This is a genomic window from Endozoicomonas gorgoniicola (assembly GCF_025562715.2).
GTDB classification, from domain to species: Bacteria; Pseudomonadota; Gammaproteobacteria; order Pseudomonadales; family Endozoicomonadaceae; genus Endozoicomonas_A; species Endozoicomonas_A gorgoniicola.
Genome location: NZ_JAPFCC010000001.1, coordinates 844,742 through 866,087, shown reverse-complemented (window position 1 = coordinate 866,087; position 21,346 = coordinate 844,742). Strand labels below are relative to the sequence as shown.

General features: G+C 50.1%; 23 protein-coding genes. 5 read left to right on the top strand and 18 right to left on the bottom strand.

Features of this window, described 5'->3' with window-relative positions:
• Positions 1–88 precede the first annotated feature (88 nt).
• Positions 89–442: a hypothetical protein gene (locus NX722_RS04060; RefSeq protein ID WP_262566825.1), complete on the top strand. Its 354-nt coding sequence runs from the start codon at positions 89–91 to the stop codon at positions 440–442.
• 10 nt (positions 443–452) lie between these two features.
• Here NX722_RS04060 and NX722_RS04055 read toward each other — a convergent pair whose 3' ends face one another.
• On the bottom strand, positions 453–686 hold the full coding sequence (locus tag NX722_RS04055; protein ID WP_262566824.1) for a hypothetical protein: 234 nt from the start codon (positions 684–686) through the stop codon (positions 453–455).
• A 178-nt stretch (positions 687–864) separates the two neighbouring features.
• Between NX722_RS04055 and NX722_RS04050 the strand changes: the two genes are divergently transcribed.
• Together NX722_RS04050 and NX722_RS04045 are read left to right on the top strand one after the other, a co-directional pair.
• On the top strand, positions 865–1,065 hold the full coding sequence (locus tag NX722_RS04050) for a hypothetical protein (protein WP_262566823.1): 201 nt from the start codon (positions 865–867) through the stop codon (positions 1,063–1,065).
• Between the two features lie 108 nt (positions 1,066–1,173).
• Positions 1,174–1,380, top strand: a complete 207-nt coding sequence (locus NX722_RS04045; RefSeq protein ID WP_262566822.1) for a hypothetical protein — start codon at positions 1,174–1,176, stop codon at positions 1,378–1,380.
• A gap of 50 nt (positions 1,381–1,430) precedes the next feature.
• On the opposite strand, the gene NX722_RS04040 is transcribed toward NX722_RS04045, so the two are convergent.
• The 6 genes from NX722_RS04040 to NX722_RS04015 form a co-directional block, all read right to left on the bottom strand.
• On the bottom strand, positions 1,431–3,884 hold the full coding sequence (locus tag NX722_RS04040) for a hypothetical protein (protein WP_262566821.1): 2,454 nt from the start codon (positions 3,882–3,884) through the stop codon (positions 1,431–1,433).
• The gene (locus tag NX722_RS04035; RefSeq protein WP_262566820.1) at positions 3,884–4,648 is read right to left on the bottom strand and encodes a hypothetical protein; all 765 of its coding nucleotides are present in this window, start codon (positions 4,646–4,648) and stop codon (positions 3,884–3,886) included. The genes NX722_RS04040 and NX722_RS04035 overlap by 1 nt, the downstream gene beginning before the upstream one ends.
• Complete coding sequence (locus NX722_RS04030) at positions 4,648–5,649, bottom strand: hypothetical protein (RefSeq protein ID WP_262566819.1); 1,002 nt, start codon at positions 5,647–5,649, stop codon at positions 4,648–4,650. The genes NX722_RS04035 and NX722_RS04030 overlap by 1 nt, the downstream gene beginning before the upstream one ends.
• Entirely contained in the window at positions 5,546–9,205 is a 3,660-nt protein-coding gene (locus NX722_RS04025) for a hypothetical protein (protein ID WP_262566818.1), read from the bottom strand. The genes NX722_RS04030 and NX722_RS04025 overlap by 104 nt, the downstream gene beginning before the upstream one ends.
• 205 nt (positions 9,206–9,410) lie before the next feature.
• A complete protein-coding gene (locus NX722_RS04020; RefSeq protein ID WP_262566540.1) occupies positions 9,411–9,863 on the bottom strand; it encodes an IS1 family transposase in 453 nt (150 codons plus the stop codon).
• A 16-nt stretch (positions 9,864–9,879) separates the two neighbouring features.
• The gene (locus NX722_RS04015; RefSeq protein ID WP_262566541.1) at positions 9,880–10,173 is read right to left on the bottom strand and encodes an IS1-like element transposase; all 294 of its coding nucleotides are present in this window, start codon (positions 10,171–10,173) and stop codon (positions 9,880–9,882) included.
• Positions 10,174–10,295: 122 nt separating this feature from the next.
• Here NX722_RS04015 and NX722_RS04010 point away from each other — a divergent pair, with 122 nt between their 5' ends.
• Both NX722_RS04010 and NX722_RS04005 read left to right on the top strand, forming a co-directional pair.
• The gene (locus tag NX722_RS04010; RefSeq protein WP_262563604.1) at positions 10,296–11,531 is read left to right on the top strand and encodes an ISL3 family transposase; all 1,236 of its coding nucleotides are present in this window, start codon (positions 10,296–10,298) and stop codon (positions 11,529–11,531) included.
• 490 nt (positions 11,532–12,021) lie between these two features.
• The gene (locus tag NX722_RS04005; RefSeq protein ID WP_262563592.1) at positions 12,022–13,014 is read left to right on the top strand and encodes an IS30 family transposase; all 993 of its coding nucleotides are present in this window, start codon (positions 12,022–12,024) and stop codon (positions 13,012–13,014) included.
• Between the two features lie 24 nt (positions 13,015–13,038).
• On the opposite strand, the gene NX722_RS04000 is transcribed toward NX722_RS04005, so the two are convergent.
• From NX722_RS04000 to NX722_RS03950, 11 genes are all read right to left on the bottom strand, one after another.
• Positions 13,039–13,431 (bottom strand): hypothetical protein, encoded by a 393-nt coding sequence (locus NX722_RS04000; RefSeq protein WP_262566817.1) that lies wholly within the window; start codon positions 13,429–13,431, stop codon positions 13,039–13,041.
• Complete coding sequence (locus NX722_RS03995; protein ID WP_262566816.1) at positions 13,431–15,305, bottom strand: hypothetical protein; 1,875 nt, start codon at positions 15,303–15,305, stop codon at positions 13,431–13,433. Before NX722_RS03995 ends, NX722_RS04000 begins: the two co-directional genes overlap by 1 nt.
• Positions 15,299–15,829 (bottom strand): phage tail tube protein, encoded by a 531-nt coding sequence (locus NX722_RS03990; RefSeq protein WP_262566815.1) that lies wholly within the window; start codon positions 15,827–15,829, stop codon positions 15,299–15,301. The genes NX722_RS03995 and NX722_RS03990 overlap by 7 nt, the downstream gene beginning before the upstream one ends.
• 49 nt (positions 15,830–15,878) lie before the next feature.
• Entirely contained in the window at positions 15,879–16,280 is a 402-nt protein-coding gene (locus NX722_RS03985) for a hypothetical protein (protein ID WP_262566814.1), read from the bottom strand.
• Positions 16,255–16,839, bottom strand: coding sequence for a phage tail protein (locus tag NX722_RS03980; RefSeq protein ID WP_262566813.1), 585 nt, complete (start codon positions 16,837–16,839; stop codon positions 16,255–16,257). The genes NX722_RS03985 and NX722_RS03980 overlap by 26 nt, the downstream gene beginning before the upstream one ends.
• The gene (locus NX722_RS03975; protein ID WP_262566812.1) at positions 16,823–17,119 is read right to left on the bottom strand and encodes a head-tail joining protein; all 297 of its coding nucleotides are present in this window, start codon (positions 17,117–17,119) and stop codon (positions 16,823–16,825) included. Before NX722_RS03975 ends, NX722_RS03980 begins: the two co-directional genes overlap by 17 nt.
• Positions 17,104–18,099, bottom strand: coding sequence for a major capsid protein (locus NX722_RS03970; protein WP_262566811.1), 996 nt, complete (start codon positions 18,097–18,099; stop codon positions 17,104–17,106). Before NX722_RS03970 ends, NX722_RS03975 begins: the two co-directional genes overlap by 16 nt.
• On the bottom strand, positions 18,096–18,257 hold the full coding sequence (locus NX722_RS03965) for a hypothetical protein (RefSeq protein WP_262566773.1): 162 nt from the start codon (positions 18,255–18,257) through the stop codon (positions 18,096–18,098). Before NX722_RS03965 ends, NX722_RS03970 begins: the two co-directional genes overlap by 4 nt.
• Before the next feature lie 12 nt (positions 18,258–18,269).
• Complete coding sequence (locus tag NX722_RS03960) at positions 18,270–19,388, bottom strand: phage portal protein (RefSeq protein ID WP_262566810.1); 1,119 nt, start codon at positions 19,386–19,388, stop codon at positions 18,270–18,272.
• Positions 19,389–19,632: 244 nt separating this feature from the next.
• The gene (locus NX722_RS03955) at positions 19,633–21,033 is read right to left on the bottom strand and encodes an IS1380 family transposase (RefSeq protein ID WP_262566809.1); all 1,401 of its coding nucleotides are present in this window, start codon (positions 21,031–21,033) and stop codon (positions 19,633–19,635) included.
• Between the two features lie 109 nt (positions 21,034–21,142).
• Positions 21,143–21,343, bottom strand: a complete 201-nt coding sequence (locus tag NX722_RS03950; RefSeq protein WP_262566808.1) for a phage head-tail joining protein — start codon at positions 21,341–21,343, stop codon at positions 21,143–21,145.
• Positions 21,344–21,346 lie beyond the last annotated feature (3 nt).

Genomic DNA, 21,346 nt, shown 5'->3' with positions numbered 1-21,346 from the left:
GGATTATGATACTATTTTTTGGCAGGGAATTCGCCCTGACTTAAGGCCACTTTCATTGATGTTTTGATTTTCTGACAGAGAGTACCCCATGTCTGATCAAAGACTGATAGAACAGCTGAAGCGCATTGCTTCTGAATATAACCATACGCCTGACGCCGCCCTTTCTTTTCTAAAAGACGCACTTAAAGACCAGGCTCTAAAACTTGCTCCGCTCGACATTATCAATGGGCCTTTTCCCTACAATATTGATGAACACAAACTGTCTGATTACCATTTCGATGAACTTCCTGATTGGTCAAAAAAACTCATTCCTGAAAATGCTATTTTAGAGAGGCATTGTTTTCGCAACGGGCAAGAAATAGCCAAGCTGGTAACTCGGGGAAGGGTGTTGATGGCTGCACAAATATCTGAAGCTGATGATATTCACTCTGCGAAAGGCTGATTTCTTCTTTTCAAACCTCCGCCTCATACTGCGCCAACTCCGGCGCAGCCCCCTTCACCTCGCCACCCTGCACAAAAGCCTTCTGCCCTGCCCCTACCGTCTCACCCTTCACCATCACTACAGTCCCATCTCTCAGGGTCGCCGTACTGGTTCCATTCCCGTTATTAGCCGTGATCGTTACGACGGTTCTGCCTCCTTCTGGGATCAGCGATTTGAACTGTTGCCAGATGTTTGTGGTAGCCATAAGTAATGTCTCTCCAGCTCAATGGTATGACCTTGCGCCCAGCAAAGATGGCAAGAAAACCGCAAGATGGGGCTTTCTTATAACGAAAGAAAAGCTGATTAGTTTCTAACCAGTAGTCGTTGCTATATGCCGGTGTTATACGATAGTGGTAGTACAACAAACGATAAAGAACAGGATCATGAACACCAGAGACAAACTTGATTGCCTGATGAACATCCTCGAAGGACAACAAAACAATGATTGGGGAGCAGAAGCCGAAGACCCAAGCGAACAGAAACACATCGAAGCAAAAGTAAAAGCACATTTAGAACAGGCCATCAAAGCCCTTGGAATTGTCCCCAGAGAAGCCTACGAAGAATACGAAGAAATCAACCAATAAGTCTTCCGGGAGAAGCACTATGAAGGACTTCAGCCAATGGCTCACAGACCTCACCAACGACCTGCGGGAAGTGAGCCCACCGCAAAAAAAAAACGAGAGGTACCTGCTATGAATAACTTGATGGATAAACTGGTTGCCGTTCTCAATGACTGGAATTCTGATCCTGACTTTCCTCCCACTCTTATTGATGTGGTCGAATGCTTTACCGACTTACATCCTGAGTTCACTAACGAAGATGTTCAGGCTGCGATCAACTCCGCTATTTCGGATGGCCTGTTCACCCTTGAGAATGGCTGTCTGAAATCAACTCAATAATGCCGTTCTTCAGAAGCTGCGCCAGCTTCGGTGCAGCTATTCTGGTACGGCTATGTCGTCGTCTTATAGTCATAAATCGCTGCAACTTCTTCAGCCGTTAAATCTCCCTCAGCCACTACCGGCATCGCCCACTGAATCTCCACATCGACAGGTTGATTGTGCAAAAAGAAAGCGACACCTCCCTGGTCAGCCGGTGTTTCTTCGGTGCAGGTAAACGTCCAGATAAATTGTGTCCACCCAGCCTTGATGGATGTTTCAGTGCCTTTGACCACTTTATCGGTTCCCACTTCATGCTGACCGCCTCCCAGATAGCTATTGATATAACAGTTAATGTAAGGCGTTGTTGCAGAAGCACCCTTTAGCCATACTGATACGGTGTACTTTTTTCCGACCTCATAAGCCACTCTTTTGTAGTACATCAGAATCGAGCTATAGCCTTGTGTATTCGTTCCTTTGCCGATCACGCACGTTGTATTGTTGACGCTGCCTTCCTGCTGGGTATTTCCTGATCCCCAGTAATACAGATTGTTCCAGTGATCCCACTTCGACCAGTCGCTGCCACCATTGTCACCGGATGAATCCAGCAGGTTGACCACTTGAGGCTGTGGCGGTTCAGGTGGCTGTGGTGATGTTGGTGAGTTGTAGTGTCGTTCCAACTCCAGCCTCTGCGTCACCTTCCCACCTGAAGACCCTATGCTGGTCGCCAGACACAAGGCTCGCCAGTTGTTATTCGTCCCATTCAGGAGTGAGTCCCGCACTTCGACCAGCTGCCCTGGCTCCACCAGTCCCGGTGCCGTGTTGCTGTCGGTCAGTGGGATCTCGATGGTGGTGACACTCTGGTTTCCCCCTTTTGCCAGCTCATTGCGGCCTCGCTCGGTATTGACCTGGGTTTCAGTCAGCCAGTCTTCCAGAATATCCGGTGCCGGATCGTTGCCTGCTGACCCTTGCCGCTTGACGTTGACGGCAACTCCGGCATGGGTGCCTGAAACATAGACAGCGTTGTATTCCGGCTCGGGTCGCCAGCTGGCGTTGAGGCTGATCACCAGACTGGCTGGTATGATCCTGTCCATGGTGGCCTCGTTCCACTTCCAGGGGCTGGCTGGGTAACGGGGCTGAATGTTGAGAGTGTCGCTGTTTCTGGCAGGAATAATCACCGACCCTGCGGTGCTGGTCAGTCGGACGATGACCTTCATTGGGGTTTCGTTCTGGTAGCTGAAGCTTCCTCCGGGGATAATCCAGTCCGGTGTACTGTAGTCATTCAAGTCCGGGTATTCAGCCGTGAAGCCTGTATTTTTCAGTTCTTCACTAATTGCCTGTTTTGCGTTGATGTGACTGGTGTTGCTTTTACTGCGCTGGGGCGCATAAGGCGCTGCCAGAAGCTGGGTGCGGCTAGTGCCGTAAATGGTATAACGCTCATGCCCGAATACCCGGTTGCTTGTGTAGCGCTCGATAATAAAGACCCACTTCCAGCCGTTTATATCCACTTCGATTTGCTTAACACCGTCCTGATCCGGTTCCACCAACGCAAGGCTGGACGCTCCCCAAAGGCTGCCGGTGAAACTCCAGCTGAAGCTGTCGATGTCGAGGCTTATGTCCAAGTCCCTTATCTCTATCGGGGTTCTGTCTGGCAGGACGACGACGCTGATGGTGTTCATAAGCAGGTAGCTCTCCCTGATATCTGGCTGCTTCGGTTGCGGCTTCTTTGGGTCTTCAGGCTGGGTTTCGCCACCGTACTTGCCGGTGTAGTCGTTGTCTTTTTGTTTGCGGCCTTCGCCCCAGGGGATGATGACCGGCTCGTCCTGAGTTCGGTTGCTGCTATAGGTGGAACGCTGCCGGATGTCCCTTGGTTGAATAGCAGTGTTTGGCTCTATGGCTCCAAACCGGAACCAGGCCGCAGGGGTTCCTGATTCGGAGTACAGGCTTTCCTGAAAAACAAAGCTGATCGGTGGCTGTGGCAGGACATAGGCAGCTGGCTTACGGCTAGTGCCGTTGTATAAATCGACAGACTGGAACAGGGAGGCGTTGTCATTGTCTTTTTCCGGGGCTTGCTTCCAGTCGTCGATACGGGTCAGCTCTTTTGCCTGAATGCTCTGATCCCATCCTGAAGCATTGTTCTTGTCGGCTGCCGGTGGCTGCGTCCATCTCCCCTCGCTGCTGTTCTTTTTGGAGGGTGCGGTGCCATGACTAATCACCAGCTGTTGCTCCAGTTCAGGCACCTTGCCCCAAAGTACCGCGAATGGCGAAGGATTCAGGGGGTTCCCCTGCTGACTGGTTTGGGTGCGTAGAGTCTCAATCGGCACAGTGTTTCCGAAGCGGCTTTGCTGTGTTCGTTCACTGGTGAGCGCTATTTGCCAGAGTGCCTGCTGGCTGATCATTAATCCGGGAGGCGGTGCAAAGGCAATAGCGACCGAGCCATCAAAGTTCGCTACGGCTGCTGTGCTTCTCACATAAGGTGTGCCGGAGAATTTAAAGTCAACGCTGCCCTGGTGTGGCGGATAAGGCATCAGCTGGTTTCCACGGTCAAGGCTCCGTGGCACAGTGGACGGTTATAAGCCATTGCCCGGAGGGTGACATCGTTAATGGTGCGGGTGTGGTTGGTGCCGGTATCCACCCACCACTCCGGCTCACTGCCCGGCAGGGTGCCTGCTTTTTCGACCCGGTAAACATAACCATTGGGCGTGGTCGGGTGAATAATTTCGTTGAGCTCCACGCTGGCACTGGCGGTGAATGGTCGCCCATAGTCGTCAATGGCCAGCACAAAGGTATCGCCGCCATCAGTCAGTACATCGAGAGAGTAAGCTCCGGTTTGGCTGTCACTGGTGGCATTGCCTGTTACTGCCCAGGTTCCGTCCGGTTTGTTCTCCACGGCGACCAGTGTCCGGGCGACAGGTTGAGGCTGGTTATCAATAACCTGTTCCACCTTGCCGGTAATGGTTCCCGGATCACCTGTGGGAGCGCTGCCGCCTTTGGTACTGATGGCAAGGTCATAAACGACAACATCATCAGATTTAACAGGCTTTGTTGCAAAGGGCTGGTGATCCACAAAGACCAAAAAGCTAAATGACAAAGTGGCTAAAGAATCTGGAAGAAAGGAGGCATTGATCGTTCCATCGTTGATCCGGGTGGAGAAGATATAACCCATTTTCCCCTCAACAATAAGGGACACTGTACCTGCAAACAGTTTGCCATCCACCATCAGCTTTGCTTTCACACTGGGATAAAGCGAACGAAGGTCAGTGTTCAGTGGCTGGTAGGTGTCTGTGAACATTACCAGTCTCCCGACGTTTGGATATAAGCGGTCATGGGGAAGTTGCCGTATCGGTTCCCTTTGTACGTCGTTCCCCTGTAGGTAATGCCATCAACGGTTAATGGCTTTAAATGGTGTAATTTTGAATCGCTGCCATTCTGAATCAGCCATGGGAATATATTAAATACGCCCCGCAGCCTGAACATGAATTTTTGCTCAATCATTAAGAACCACGGGACTCTGGCAATGGCATTCTGCTCAAACTCTGAAATGTCTTTGGTTGGGAAACCATTTTTTTCGTTCACAGAGCCGTGTGCCTGATGCATCGAGCTGCAAATCACGGCTTGATCATCTTCAGACCAGTTTATGCCAGGCAGTGAGGTCATCACTCTTGGGCGTGAGTAGCTAATTAATGATTGATCAGCGCCTACCAATGTCCCTGCGTAAGCTCCATTTGATGTGGATGCGCTCAATAAGCCTTTTGTCATAGACGGTGCCAGCAAAGCCCAGCCTCTGGGAATATCCATGTTCATAGTGTCAACATCGCCAACATAAAGCGTTAACGGAGACCTAAAAATGGCATTGCCAACTGACTGATTTTCAAGACCGCCTGCATGAAGAAACAAGATCAGCGTTCTCTCATCACCCACCGCTTTCCATACTCTTGGTGTATATTGCCAATAACAGGCAGCATAGGCACTGTAACCTTCATAGGCTTCTGGTGATGTGACACTTTCTGCGATTTGCAGGCGAAAGGCTGCGCCATTAGCGGGATTGGTTTCCACCAGTAAATACATATCCTCCTGCGAGGCGGATTTGTTTTTATAAACCGTCCGGTCACTGCCTTCTATCTCCGACACCATCTCTTTCGTCCAGCCCAGACCGGGCTTGCTGCCGTATCCGTTGACCAGAATGGCATCAAAAATTTCCGTGATGTTTGAAGTGGTTCCACTGAAGGTAAACTGTGGAGCCCCTGCATCCTCCGAGTCGTAGTAGGTAACCGCCATCAGTCTGCATTGCATCCCCCCGAATCTGTAGAGTAAATTTGTCGTCTGATTCCGTCCCCTGCCCTGACAGAACCGTCCGGCAAATCCACACCGGAGCCAGGCAGCCATCGGTGTTAAATCGCACCACATTGCCGGGCGACCAGCCAACGCCCCAGCCATCGGCCAGAATGCTGAAGTAAGGGGTTCCGGTTTCCGGGTTAACGGGTGCGGTATTGGTTCCCGTCGTGCCGGTGTCGATGATCCCCAGCTTTTCCTCCACCACCTTAAAGGCGGTGCCTGTCGTGAAGATAATCGCCCACTTGCCATAGATGGCACCCTTGTTGGCGACCTGTATCGGGTAGTTGATGGTGTTGTACTTGGCAGTGGTGTTGTCTTCGTTGCGCTCATCCGTCCAGTTGGGGTTGCCGCTGTCCCACACCTTCTGGCTGAAAAAATTGTGAACCCTGGCCTGCAAATCCCCATAGACCACAGCACTGCTGATGGTGGTTTCTCCCGCAGGCAAATCCCAAGGCACCGGAGCGATAATCGACAGTTCCCCGTTGATCTGGGCATCGCTGACTACGCTCATATGTTCGACCCGGTCAGTGATTTTAAAGGGGGCGGTCAGGCTTTCCCCGCCAGCATCCTGAAGCAGCAATGGATCAGCAAAGGTTAATTGACCGGCTGGTTTGTCGGCGGTGTATTGTGCCGGATCGAGAAGTTTACCTGCGCTGTCTTCTACAACGATCTCGGCCTGATGATCCCTTGTGAGTGTGACGGTTTGTCCAGCGGTTGGGGTGCCTGCATCGGTTTCTTTCTTATGGCTGATCACCACAATATCCCCCGGACGATAAATCGGCACCCTGCCATCTGCCGGAAGGCGAACCGGGTCAAGGCCGATCAAGTCTGCATCCATTGGCAGACTGGTTTCGATGACGCAGTTGTAACGGACGCTCTGGGGAATTATTTGAATAGGCTCGTTATCAGGAGAGTTGCCATCGGTGAAGAACACCTCGCACCAGCCAGTGGTTGCGTCAAACTTGCCCTGTACCTCACTGGTGTTGATGTTGCCATTGAAGTCGGCTGTGGCAGTGATAATGTCGGCGTTGCTTGCCCGGACTGCGGTCAGTTGCAGGCTGCCAGCCCTTACGGGTGCGCCAGCTGTACGGAAGGCGACACTGTTCGTCTTGAAGTCGGCTGAAAAGGTAGCCGCTGCGGTCAGGGTGGCAGTGCTGACTGTCCCGGATGGATAGACTGCCAGTGTCGCCACGCCGCCCGTGTAATCAATGGTTCCCACCTGCGTTCCGGCATTGGTTTCAGTGCTGATGTTTTTATACAGCAGCCCGTCCCGGTCAAAGTAAGACTCTCCATTCCAGTCAAAGATCAGGCTGCCCGGCAGCAGAGGCTCGTCAATCAGGGGTAGCAGGTCGATGGTCAGTTCCGGTGAACCCAGGGTTTCGGTATTGGGCAGGTGACTTAAACTGTTGCCTTGGGCTTTGCTGGTGACTGTGCTGCCGGGGAACACTTCGGTTTTAGTGACGTTGGCAGACTGCAAACGATAATAGGTTCTGGCTGTACCAGTCCATGAGTACGCATTATATTTCCGTATGGAGTAATTCTCCGTCGCCTGAATCGTAAACTCGCCGGTTTGGTAGTCGATGCTGCCTGTACCACTTTGCCAGCCCCCGTTGCCGTTATCATTGAAGATTTTATTTCTGTTATAAGTGCTGCTGTATTGAGTAAATGCGCTGGCACTATTGTTATGGCTGACCGACTCCCGTTCCACGGCAAACTGAACCTGCACCGATCCGGGCAGCAGTGGCGCTCCGCTGATGGTGCCGGTCATCAACCCCGCTGAATCCACTGAAACGTCTACCTGCCCACCGGCTACCGCACCTTCTTTATATTCGATTTCGATCTCGGTGCCATTGTCAGGAATGGCGTTTAAGACAAAGCCCAGCTCCCCGGAGGCGTAATACACACTGCCTGAACCATCGCCGTTTAATAAGCCATTGCCCTGATCGGTCAGGGTTTTATTCTCCCCGCTGGCGAGATAGCGAATGGTGACACTGCCCGGCTTGATGCCCGGCTTTTCAGTGGTGTGACGAAAGGCAAACCGTTCTACCGGCAGAGAGCCTGTGCGCCGGGTAATTTCTTCGTCGCCCTGGGTGATGTAACTGAACACCAGCTTGCTGTCCGGGTCTGGCACCGCATCCAGGGTGACCGCCACACTGCCGGTACTGAAATCAATATTGCCCTTGCCGGAACCGTCCATTTGTCCGTTGCCCGGATCGCTCACATCCTGCCATTTGCCCAGAGCCATGTAACTGATGACCAATGTTCCCGGTCTGGGCTTGGCTTCAGCAAAGTTGAAGGTGTAATTAAAGCCCCGGTTCTGGGAAGACACGTCTTCTGTTCCGCTGATGGCAGAACCGACGACGGCAGCCGCAGGCTGGTAAGTAGCGGACGCTGTACTGGTATACTGGCCGCTGTTGCGATAGGCATTGATCTCTCCATTTTCATAGTCGATGGTAAGGCTGGAGAAGTTATTGGTGCCGCTGCTGTTTACCAGCTGGCCTTTCTGGTTATCCACAAAAGTACCGCCATCCATGGTGAGGGTGATGGTTCCCGGCAAGGCTCCGGTCTGCAAAAACGCACGACTCTGACTGCCGGTAAGATGGACGAACTTCGGGCTGACATTTCTGACGACAGCAGCCGTCGCCACCATCCGTTTAGCGGTATAACCGCCATACTGATCCACCACCGGGCTTTCCACCCTGGCACTGGGAACCAGTGGCGCATAGAGGCTCTCGACCCGGACGCTCAGGTCGCCCTTGCTGATAGTGGCACTGGCAGGCTTGATGCCATAGTAACGGGAGGCATCGGCTATCTGCGTTCCCTGTACCTGTGTCTTTTCCACAAGCGCAAGATGCTCTCCGTGTCTAAATATCTGAGTACCTCCGGGAGTGGGTACACCTCCGGGGAAGGTAAAGGAGAGGGCTGCGCTGATCTCCATATCAATACGGCGTCGTTCAAAATCCATAAAGGTGCTATCGCCGTACTGATAAGTGAACACTTCGATGCGACTTTCCACCTTGGTCAGACGAACGTACTGTTCCTTTTTTTCGATGGGATCATAGAGCCGGTAAACCTCGCCTACCTCTGGCAGCCTGCTTTCTTCCCGCTGGATACCCACAATACTGCGCTGGCCTTCAGTCTGGTTACCCAACAGTTCAAAGCTGGCACTGGTGCCAGGGACGACGTAGGCTTCGATACGGTTCCGGGCATTCTTGCGCTCATCCGTCTGGTCATCGGTATTAAACAGAAGAACACTGACGTTTTGATCTTTGGGTGGTTCGGTCAGGATCAGGTGGCTGCCCAGATAAGCATCATTATTATCGGTGCTGATGCCCACGTAGGCTTTCCGCAGAGCCACATCACCAATAGTGCGGTCGATCCTTGAGATGTCCTGAAACAGGTTATTGATGTTGCCGTCGATGACTTCGGTGCCGGTTGCCCGACCACCGCCGTCTTCCTCGTCGCTGAGGCGCTGGCTTTCGAAGAGTTTTACATCGTCGTTGTTGATGGCCATGGACTATCCTTCCCGCATGAAATTGAAACTGTGCTTACTCATCATCATTTTTCAGGCAATCGCCACTCATGCTCTGACAATTGAGGAGTGTGATGATTTTATTGATCAATGGAAGTCGGATATTGAAATACTATTTAATGCCGCAAACTCAAACTCAGAGGTTTCATTAAAATCAGGATCAAAATTTGGTAGTGGGGCAAACCTGTTATATTTCATGGATGTCAATGCCAAATTCGATTTTGTTGATCAACAGGCCAATAACAATATCGTGCATTTGTTCTAACTTTGAAAAGCATATTGTCTTTCTGGCCAGACGCTTAATCCAAGTTCTAAAATTCAGGTTTTTACGTTCAATTTTCTGAGTATTTTCTTTTCCAATGATGTGTCTGCTTTCGTCGAGATTACGTTCATAGGCTCCCCAATCATCAGTATAAAATTTCTTGATACCAAATGGTTCAAGAAGCTCTTTTAGTTTTTTGAAAACCTCATCCTTTCGTTTCCCAAAAACGTAAGCCAAAACAGTATTGGTCGCATGATCAACTGCATGCCAAAGCCAACGCTGGTTACTTTTTTCAAACACATACGACCACTGTTCATCTATCTCAGCCTCTTGGCAGGCACGGCCTACGTGAATCACAGCACCCGTTCCAAGATCCATTTTCTGAATATTTGGATTAACTTGAACTAAGCCTTTCTCTTTTTTTTAATGTGTTTATTACTGTTTTTTTATTGATTCCCAAAACCCTGCTTGTATCCCTGATGCCGCCACCATTAATTGCCATATCGACGACTTTTTCTTTAACGCCTGGCTCATAAGCTTTATACCGGTACTCAAGCATAAAGGACTTGGTTTCACATTCAGCATTACAGCAAAAGTAGCGAGGAACATTATGAACACTGTAACCAAAGCTTTTAACATCATTACCGCCACATTTCGGGCAGTGAACTGGTGTGGAGCACATTTTCATATCGCACCATGACAAATACGGCATACGCCGTATTTTAGCAAACAACTACAAAATATCGGCTCTTCCTCAATTTGAGTGGGTGATTTATTATATTCTGAAGCACTCAATGCAAGGATGCACCGATGCGTGATAAGCAACTCTATTCTCAAATACTGGGTATTGAGTCTCCTTGGTTCGTTTCTGAAGTTGAATTGTCATTACAGGATCAACAGGTTCGGGTATTCATTGAACACAATGGTAAAAAGGCCTGCAAATGCAGTGTTTGCGATAAGCCCTGCTCTGGCTACGACCACATCACTCAGAAGTGGCGTCATCTGGATACCTGTCAGTTTCAGACTATTCTAGTTGCCAGGGTTCCACGGACCCAGTGCCCTGAGCATAAGGTGTTAGCCATCAATGTGCCCTGGGCTGAATCTGACTCTCGATATACAGCTCTGTTTGAAGCCCTTGTTATTGACTGGCTAAAGGAGGCAACTACGAAGGCAGTTGCACGACAAATGAAGCTTGGTTGGAATGCCATAGACGGTATTCAGCAGCGTGCAGTGAAGAGAGGACTGGCTCGTCGTGATGCTAAGCCACCAAAACGAATCGCTGTTGATGAAACCTCATTTCAAAAGCATCATGAATACGTCACAGTGGTCACTGACCACGACCAAGGCGTTGTTATTCACGTTTCTGATGACCGTAAAAGTGACAGTCTCAACGAGTACTTTGACACACTGCCCTATGACCATAAAGAGGGGATCGAATGCGTGACGATGGACATGTCCAAGGCTTACATCAAGTCAGTCAGTGAGAATGTTCCAGACGCAGATCAGAAGATTGCATTTGATAAGTTTCACGTTGCTCAGTCTCTGGGTAAAGCTGTCAACAAGGTTCGGATAGAAGAGAACAAAGCCCTTGTAAACCAAGGTGTAGAGCTGCTTAAGGGGACTCGCTACGACTGGCTGACTAACCCTGAAAACATGTCTGAAGAGCAGTGGGATAACTTCGAACCACTGAGAAACTCGACACTTAAAACAGCTCGCGCCTGGGCCATCCGGCAAATGGCAATGAGCTTATGGAATTACAAGTCCAGAGCTTGGGCAATCAAGGCCTGGAAGAGGTGGCTATGCTGGGCGCAGAGATGTCGGCTTGAGCCCATAAAAGAAGTTGCCAGAACGGTCAAAGAGCACTTGTGGGGTATCATCAACGCTATTGTCCTTGAGGCTAATAACGGTCGAGCAGAGGGAGTGAACAGCAAGATTCAGAGTTTGAAGAATCGGGCTTGTGGCTTTCGAAACCGTGAAAGATATAAGACAGCGATCTACTTTCATCTTGGAGGCTTGGACTTGTACCCCACTGGCGTACATCGTTGAAAACTACCCACTTAAAACAGGGAAGAACCAAAATATCAGGTTTACCCCACTACCCAAAATTTCTCGATCAGAAAGGCAACTTTTTAATGTATCAACCAGGAAAACCTTTTATCGATTGGAGAAGTGCTAAAGGACTCATTGATAGTACCAAACACTTCAATTCGCATCCTTACAACATTTATATGACCAAATATCCAGATTCAATAAAGAATCACTATTATTTTAAGGCTAAATCTGAAAAAGAACTTCATTGTAAGTACGTACACCACGAATATTACAACAACCTTTTTTTCTGCTGCCTAGTTGATAAAACCATAAACCCGCTTGAGTCAGGAAATATTTATTTAAGAATATTTAATTTTGGTAATTCCTGAATTCGTATCATAAGTGCATAACCTCTGTAACCAGAGGATTGTTTCAGAACCTTTGAAGTGAATCAGAACTCAGGGGTATTCTGTAAAGCAACCAAACCATACAGAGGAAGCCAAGGATGGCCTATACACACCTGAGCTCTGAAGAGAGATATTATATCGAAACTGAACTCAAAAATGGGACTTCACAAAACAAAATTGCTAAAAAGCTTGGCCGTTCACAGCCTACCGTGTCGCGAGAAGTAAACCGCAATAAAGGGCAAAGAGGGTACAGGCACCAACAGGCTAATCGCACAGCTCGGCAGCGGCACAAAGATAAGCCAAAAGCTATTAAGCTGACAGACGACATTAAACAACGTATTTCAAACGATATCCGTTCAGATTGGAGTCCTGAACAAGTGGCTGGAAGGCTTGAAAAGGACGGTGTAATCAAGCTGCATCATGAGACGATTTATCAATTTGTAGCGGATGATAAACGGCGCGGAGGCTCGCTCTATAAGCACTTGAGGCACCAGAAAAAAACTTATCGAAAGCGATACGGTTCAGCTCATAACCGAACCGGTATACCAAATCGGGTTGGCATTGAAGAACGCCCCGAAGTGGTCAACAACAGAGAGCGAGTTGGTGACTGGGAAGCTGATACTGTAATAGGTAAAAATCATAAAGGAGCCATCGCTACATTAGATGAACGAAAAACCAAGCTTCGCCTTGCTGTCCCTCTACCAGGCAAGAAGGCAAAAGCGGTTAAACAGGGAATAATTGACGTACTCAAGCCTCTGAAAAGGTTTGTAAAGACAATAACATACGACAATGGAAAGGAGTTTGTTCAGCATGAATCAATTGCCAAAGCTTTAAAATGTGACAGCTACTTTGCTGCCCCCTACCATTCTTGGGAAAGAGGCCAGAATGAGAATGCTAATGGTTTGCTAAGGCAGTATTTCCCCAAGTCGATGGAGCTTAATGGCGTGACAGAAAAAGATGTCATCATTGCAGTGGATAAGCTGAACAACAGGCCAAGAAAGTGCCTGGGCTACAAGACTCCTTATGAGGCATTTAAAGAGTCAACTGGAATAGATGCAAGAAAAGTCATGGGTTATGCACTTATGACTTGAATTCAGGATTCTAAATATTATGGTTTATTCAAAAATATCAATTGTGAATAAGCGAATAGTGAGACTGTATTGATAATTTTCATCCGGGTAAGCGAAAGGAAGCACTTGTCGGGCTTGAATCGGTGAGCCATTGCGTCGATCAAAAATAACCGGAAAGGTTCGGCTGTCAGAAAGCGTTAGTGTCATGACCTTATTCGGTGTCTGGCTGACTTGCAGCAGAGCTTCAACCGTTGAGCGAGGCACCCAGCCCGATTCCTCATTGCCGGACAGTTCAATCGGTCTCCCATGCTTGAGGCTTTGCTCCTGAACCAGTAATGATCCGGTCAGGCTTCGCTCTGTTGTCTGTTCGACAGGGTTCCAGTCAAACTCATTGACCCACAACAGATCATCCGGCAGTTCTATATCATCCAGAGTCATCACACTGACCTCAATCCTGCATTCTTCAATGCTTCCAGAAACTTCGCTTCATCACTGCTATTGATGCCCACTTTGACATTACCGCCCGGGTACTCCAGCCGGATCACTTTTTCACTGCTGCGCCACTCTCTTTTTGGCGGTGGTGGGGCTGGCAGGGACTTAAACTCCCGCTGTCGTTCTTCCAGTTTGTCCTGCTGGATTTGCCTGCGGCGTTCGCTGTAAATCTGGTTATTGAGGCTAAGGGCTTGCTGAATATTGCTGACTGACTGGGCATTTCCGTCCTGTTGAGCTTCTTGTAACTGGTTTTGCAGGTCACGGTTCCGGCTCTCAAAGCGTCGCCTTTCAATAGACTCCTGCTTGCCCTGAAGCTGATCCAGTTCGTCCTGCATACTTTCCAGCGTACTGCGAGTACTGTTGCCCAGCTGCTCCATACTGTCTTCTGCCTGATCGATGGCATCCGTCAGGCGGTCAAGGTCTTGATGGTTAAGCAAGTCCAGAGAGTGCGCAGCGGATCGTCCGGCGTAAGCGAGGTTCTGTGCGGTCAGGGTGCCGTCTTCATAACCGGATAGCAGTGACTCCAGCGTGACTTTCTGCTGTAAAAACTGGGCTTTCACATAAGCGGCATTGGCGGCGGTATCCGATAGCCAGCTACCAATCCCGGTGGGGTCGAAGCTTCCGGTAACGTTCGCAAGCCGACCCGCTTCTTCCTTCGCTGCCTGTAACTCATGCTTTAACCGGCCTAACTGGTCAAGGGTATCGCTGGTATCAATTTGGGTGGCACCCTGCATGGCCAGAAAAGCGTCTTCCGCCTGTGCGCTCAGGGCATGGAGTTCGGCGGTAGTTCGGTTGAAGACCCCTGCCAGACCGGAACCGGTGGTTTTCAGTTTGTCGTTATTGTGGGTTATTTCAGTATTGAGACCGCCTATCTCTTTGCCCAGTGATTGAGCAACCTGTGTCACTTCCTGAAGCTTTTGCTTAACCCGTTCCAGTGCTTCCGTGTATTCGTCATGTGTCAGCGTGCCGTTGCTGTAGGCTTCGGCCAGTGCCACGCCAAGGTCAGCCAGCTCAGTGCGGGTTTCGGCAGCGTCTATTTGTTTCAGGGCATCGGCAGCATCGGCAAACGCAGATTGTGCGGTCTGGGCGACTTCTTCAGCGGCGGGTTTGACCTGTTGGTAATTATCCAGTAGCTGGTCAATGGTCTTTTTATTATGCTGCCGGACTTTTTGCTGGGATTGTTCGTTATTTCTGACAAGGCTGTCGCCTATATACGATAAGGCATCATTCACATCCGCAGCGTCCTGCTTGACCTTCGCTGCAAAGTCATTGCTCATGGCATCCAGCGTGGCGGTAATGGCTGCGGTTTTTGCAGCCATTTCATCGGCATTGACCGCTTTAAACAGGCTGGACAAACCGCTGGTAATGGAAGCAAAGGTCGCAGTCACCACAGCACCAAAACCGTTCACCCCCACCATAAAGCCATTAAAGAACAGTTTGACGGTGGAGCCGGTTATCTCAAAGGCTGACCGGGCATCGCTCAAAGCGGTGCTGACTGTACGGAAACCGTCTTTTATCCCGGAAACAACCCCTTCAATGGTGACACCGGAGAGCGATGCCTTGATACTCTCTGCCATGCTGATAAAGCCATCACTGATGGATTGTGCAACAGCAGCCAGTTTGCCGTTATCCGTTAATTCCTGAATGCTGACGGCAAAGCTTTTTAGCTGACCTTTGACGTAATCCAGCCAGCCGGAATCGGCAATCTGCCCTTTGAATTTCAGCCACTCATCGGACATATTCGCCATCAAGCCTGACAGCAGGCTCATGTTAGCGGCAGCGGCTCCTTCGCTGGATTTGCCGATCTCTTCAATCAGCAACTTTCCACTAATGCCTGCACCATATTGGAGGCAATGGGCGTGTAACTGACTTTTACACCTTTATTATCAATGCCACTATTCACCAGCACCTTGATGCCGGACTTGGTCAGTTCATAATCCACACCCGCCACCAGTTCGGTATCCGTACTGTCTTTGACGGTGACCAATTGCTTCAAGTCCGGCAGATGGTTAAACGGGATCAGTTCATCTTCAACACCATGACTCGGCAACAGTTCATCAGTGACCGGAGTTGTGGTCGCAGCCGTCATACTCCCACGCAGGGCAAGGGAGATATTCGAGGCGGTAAAGTCATTAGCGACAATGCTTGCCGTAACACTGGACACCCGGCTGAGTACATTGCGGTTACCGCCACCGCCCAGATAGTTTTTCAGCTCTTTACGGTCTTCTTCAAAGCTGAAGGTAAATTCGCTGACGTTGCCAATAGGCAGCAGTGGCGCGGACTGGTCGTAGGGTTGCAGGTGGATGGAACCGGCACCAATGAAACTGCGGTCGATTGTGGACATAGGAAGTCTCCTGTTGGATTTATTTTTGGGATGGTTGTCGGAGTGCGATTTAGAAGACGACTTCAAGGTTCACAGACATATCTGCAAACGAGAGCTGCCCGTTGCCGGGAGCAATATCGAACTGAGTCTCAGAAAAGCTGATTTTACGGACACCTTCAAAGCGGGCGTTATTGAGCAGTGACCGGATCGTTCGGGCAATGGTCATCAGCTCATAAGTGGTATCAGGCTGCGTCCGGTAAACGCCGCTGACCGTTAATTCCAGCCGATACTTTGCCCGTTTACCCTGCCGTTCCAGTTCCCGGATACTGTCCAGCTGTACCAGAATGGCTGGGGGCTCAATATCCGGAAGGTCAGCGATGGAATAGCCAAGCAACACCGGAAAACGACTCTCTTCCAGTTTGGCGACCAGGGCTTTGATGATCTGTTCATCGGGATTCGATGTTGAAGGCATAGTTCAGCTCTTGTTGTAGCAAAGTGGTAAAACGCTCCATTAATTCCGGCTCCAGGGTGGCAATGACCTGACTGGCGCTGTCGTAAAGTGGGGCTCCCTGCTTTGCCAGTGGTAATCCCATCCACATCATGCGTCCGGATCGCTTTGAGCGCTGGTATCGGTGTTGCCAGTTTGCTTTACGCTTAAACACCATCGGATGAGAAGCATTGAGCGGCTGCATCAGAAACGCTCCCGGCCAGAAGTGTTTGCCGGTCCGAACACCGGATCGGGTTTGCACTGGTTTACCCAAATAGTGAGCCGGAATATCCAAAGCACCGATCCAGATCACCAGCTGATAACCACTGTCCTGGTTCAGGGTCACTCGTACCCTGCCCAGCTCTTTCAATAGCTTTTGAGTGATGCCCTGTTGACGAGCGAGACTCCGCAATGTCTGTCGTTCTGCGAAGCGGGAGAGTTTACGCAGGGCTCGGGTTAAGGCTTTGTCCACTTGCCGGGGAGAGTCACGGAAGTCACTGACGATGTCTTCTATCTGGCTGTCCAGCTCAAGATCGATCTTCATGGAGATTCCAGACAATCAGGTGACCGTCGTCTTTGAGAGGCCGGTCAATTACCCAACGCTGCCCTCCAGATTCAATCAGACAGCCTCGCTTTACTGATAAGGTTCGATCCAGACTGATCACGGTCACTGGCTGCAAGACATTATCATTAAAACCGGTAGCAGCCAGCTCTCTGGAAATGATACCGGTAGTTTCAAAGCTGTAATTATCCTGAGTAATCGACACTGGCTGGCCAAAGGTGGCCAGCACTTGTTGGTGCAAGTCGTTTAACTCATCTTGCATTTGATCACCGCCCCGGGCTTCAGGCAGATGGGCAGAGGGTTGGACTGGGTATGCACCTGAACACCTTTGTCAAAGTCCAGAATCTTCTGCTTGGCGTAGCGAGGCAGACCGATGGTATTCACGGTTTCAATAAAGTCTGCCGGGGCATACCAGGTGCGGAACACCCCGGTGCCTTCAGGAATCACATAAGCCTCGTCCGACTTGATAAACGGAATATTACCCACCTGACCGCGATATTCTTCCCAGTCGATATCCCCGAACCGGAAGCCGGATTTAGGATCGTTCCGCAGCAGGGCGCTGTCCTGATGGCGATGGTAGGCATCCTTAACATAATCATGGCTCACCAGTCCATCGTAGAAATCTGCACCGCAGAAAGCCCGAAGTCCTGAGTAGGGTTGAGCCCCCAGGGCATCATCCACTTTCCGCCGCAGCTTCACACACTGGATACGCACGTCGGTGGCCGCATCACTGAACTTAAACGTATGGGTTTGCTGGGTAACACCAAACTCCTGAAACAGGTCATAAATCACGGTGCTGCCATCCGCATCGAGAATCTGGCCCTTAATGGCTCCCAGCCTGAGGTGTTCAAGGGTGACTTCGTGGTTGGCGTTCATATCTGAAAGCCGTTGGTTAACCACAGTACGCACCCCTTCCAGAGTACTCTCTGACCCAAAGGCACGCACATTCCGAACTTCATCCGCCACAATGGTGGAATCATAAGGAATATGGGGAATGACAAAGCTGCGCACCTTGCGCTTGCGACCGCTGGCCTGAGGAGCTGGCGCACCCCTCTCCGAAGTGGGCAACAGAATCAGCTCACCGTTTCTGGATTCTACGACGGCGGTTGTGGTGTTAATGCCGCTTTCCGTAAACAGGCCCAGTTCACCAATACGTCCCGGCTTGTAGGGTAGATCATTGATGGTGGCTGTCAGGCTGGTCAGACTGAAAGCGTCGTTGTTGAAAATATCCAGTAAGCTCATCCCTGTTCTCCCTGTCTGAGAATGATATCCAGTGACGCCAGCTCGCCTGCCGCTGACAATTCACGACTGATGCTGCTGTTTCCTTCGGACACAATGAATTGTTTATACGCAGCTTTATTCTTGTGAAAGCCAGGAGCAGAAATAGCACCACTGAGCACAGCCAGTTCCAGCTAGCGATTCCACACCGGGCGGCAAAACTGAAACACCAGCTGGTTGTGCTGAATCTGCTGAATCCGTCGTCTGAACTCATTGAGAACCACTCGCAATGCCCGGTCACTGACCCCTTTCATATCACCGGACAGGATTTCAAAAGGCAGCCCGATACCGGCTGCGACTGCCATTAACTGCTGCCGAATAAAGTCGGGATAGTTACTGGCGGCACCCGGTGGGTTGTTGAAAGTAATTTCTTCGCTGGGCGAAAGCTCCTGCATGGTGCCGGGCTCCATGGCCACTATGGGGACACCCTGCAAATCGTAAACAATGGGGCGTCCGGTAAGCGGATCGACCTTTTCAGTTTCCGGAGCGGGCTTGGTGATAAAGCCGGTGAACAGGTTAGCGATTTCCTGCCGGAGCAAAGTGGCGTCATCAAACTTATCCAGATGAAACATTCGCAATAACACCTGAGTCAGCAGGGGCTGTCCTCGCAGCTGCCCGGGTCGCAATGGTTCATACAGATGCAACACCTGTTCAGCAGGCACCCGTCGTAAATCAGCGATATCAAGACTGGTGTAATCCGTTGGATGTTGCCGGTGCATCCAATAGGCCACCCGCTGCCCAATACCATTAAACTCAATTCCGGCTCGGATTTTATGCCCGTTCTTCAGGTCATCCTGATAGTCCCAGGGTACAAACTCGGCTTCCAGTAGCTGCAATTGCAAAGGCACCGACAGACCGTCTGATGGTTTGCGGGGGCGCAGTCGGACAAAACACTCGCCCGCTTCCAGCATGGATCGGACAGCCAGCGATTGCTGCCCATAAAAGTCCAGCTGGCCATCAGCATCGGACTCATCGGTCCAGTCCAGAAACAGGGTTTGCAGCTGTTTACGAAACGCATCATCCGTTGCTTCCGACTTGGGTTTAATGCCTGTACCAACAATATTGGACACCAGTTTTTCCAGACCGGAAGCCGCCCAGGGGTCATTGCGAATAGCCGCCCTTGAGCGATTGATCAGCGTGCCGAGATTACTCGTCAGAGAGTTATTGGGGCCTGTGGACGGCGCTGCCCAGCTTTGGCTACGCCGTCCTCTGCCTGCCGAGGTGTAAGCCAGGTTTTTTAGTTCTGGCAGCAACCAGCCTGCAATCCTTTGTCTAACCCGAATATTTCATAAATGAGCAACAAGTTCCGGAAAAAACATCCCATTCTGATTTTTTCGGAGGTCTGTTGCTCTACTGTCCATGAAAAAGGTATTACAACCCGAACTCACCATTAATTCGGATGTTTTTTGATCAGCACCTGCTTTTTCAGGACAACAGAATTCCCCAACACTCTTTCTGTTGGTCGCTATTTTATTCTGATTGAGTTTATGAAGCTGACTATCCCGGTCGAGGCAGCGGCATTGAATAAAAGACTTCGGTTATATGCTGCAAAAGCCCTTTTATTGGACAGCTGCGGGGCAAGTGAAGTTTGATTCGGTCTTTATACTCAACCACTTTAACCGCGACCTTACAAAGTTTTGTGATCACGGTTGATGGCTGTGCCTTTTCCAGCTCCGTACCTTTCAGTGCCTTGGTTCTCAGCTCATAGTGAAGAACATAAGCAGCGCAGGCGGAAAACATTCTCAGGTGATTTGCCAGAAAGCCTTGATCTGACAAGCGATCACCGGACAAATCACTTTTCAGATGCTTAATGAAGTTCTCATCCTGCCCTCTGGGACAATAAAGGTCTTCATATATTTCCTCGGGGGAAGCCTCCATCATCGAAGTCACAATAAAGCGGGGATTGTCGCCTTTCTGGTTGACCTCTGCCTTATAGATTATCCGGGTGTCCAGCCCTTTCCAGCTTTTTGCCTGATAGTCCGTTTCTCCGTAGAGCCTGAGTCGCTCAGGCTCTGGCATGTTGTTCAGTTTTGCCAGCCCGGTTTTAACGTCGAGAGCTTTCCGCGCTTCATCCAGCAACTCTTTGGCTTTAGGTCGCAAGGCCGTCTTGTGTCCTGCGCCTTTTCCCAGCACGTAGTCGGAGTGAGGGTCATCCTGAACAACCTGCATTAACTCTGGTTGGGCAAAGTGGCTATCCCCACGAACCAGTAAATGGGTTTTCGGCCATCTTGTACGGATCAGCTTAATGAGGCGCTGGAGAATAGCTGCATTCTCTCGGCCTGTGGGTGTTTTTCCAGGACGCAGGATCGAAGTGATCAGCTTGCCGCTGAGCCCCTCAAAGATCATTAAGGGCAAGTAACAGTAGTCTTGATATTTGGCGTTGAACAGGTTCATCTGCTGGCCGCCATGGGTGATAGCAGGCGTATGATCCAGGTCGATAATGATGGCTAATGGCGGGTATTCATAACTGCTGATGAAGTGATCAGCCAGTGCTTTGGTCATATTATAAATATCCCGTTTGGTCATGGACTGACCAAGCCTTGTATACGTTGGAGCGGAAGCCAGATGGTTATCATCGTCCAGTGGGTTTCTTCCATTGGCAAGCTTAAAGATTGGGTCTTTACGCAGATGGTTGCTGTCGTTTGCATCTTCATAACCACAGGCCATTTGCAAAACTCTTTGGGCAATGAGTTCTTGCAGGGTGTGGTCGATGTAGGATTGATGACGTTTATCGTCAATGCCGTCAGTCAGCCTGGATATGATACCGCTGTGAAGCATTGTTTCACGTAGCATCAGGGCGCCAAAATCAGAGGATAATTCTCCGCCATTGAAGTCTGCCCGGATAGTTTTTCCGTTGGAGGGGTGAAAACGAAGCTGTTCTTGTGTAAATTTGTTCATGGCAAGTTCCGGTTTGCTTCTTCCGAAGCATTTTTTTGGTCGACCCAATTATATCAAGTGATTGGGCGGAACTTGCCTCTTTTTATGAAATATCCGGGCTAAGCCTCATTTAAATTCCTTTGCCAGAATACACCCCGTACTGCCGTGGTCGTTTTTGTTGCTTGATCAGTTCACGCTCGATGGCGTGTAAGCGCCTTTCCATTTCAGCAAAGCTGGCGTATTCCACTTTACGACCTTCAAATTCCACCGTGCGGGTTTCCCGCAGCAGAACGGCACGCTTTAACGCCTGATATTCAGCATCGGTAATCATGAT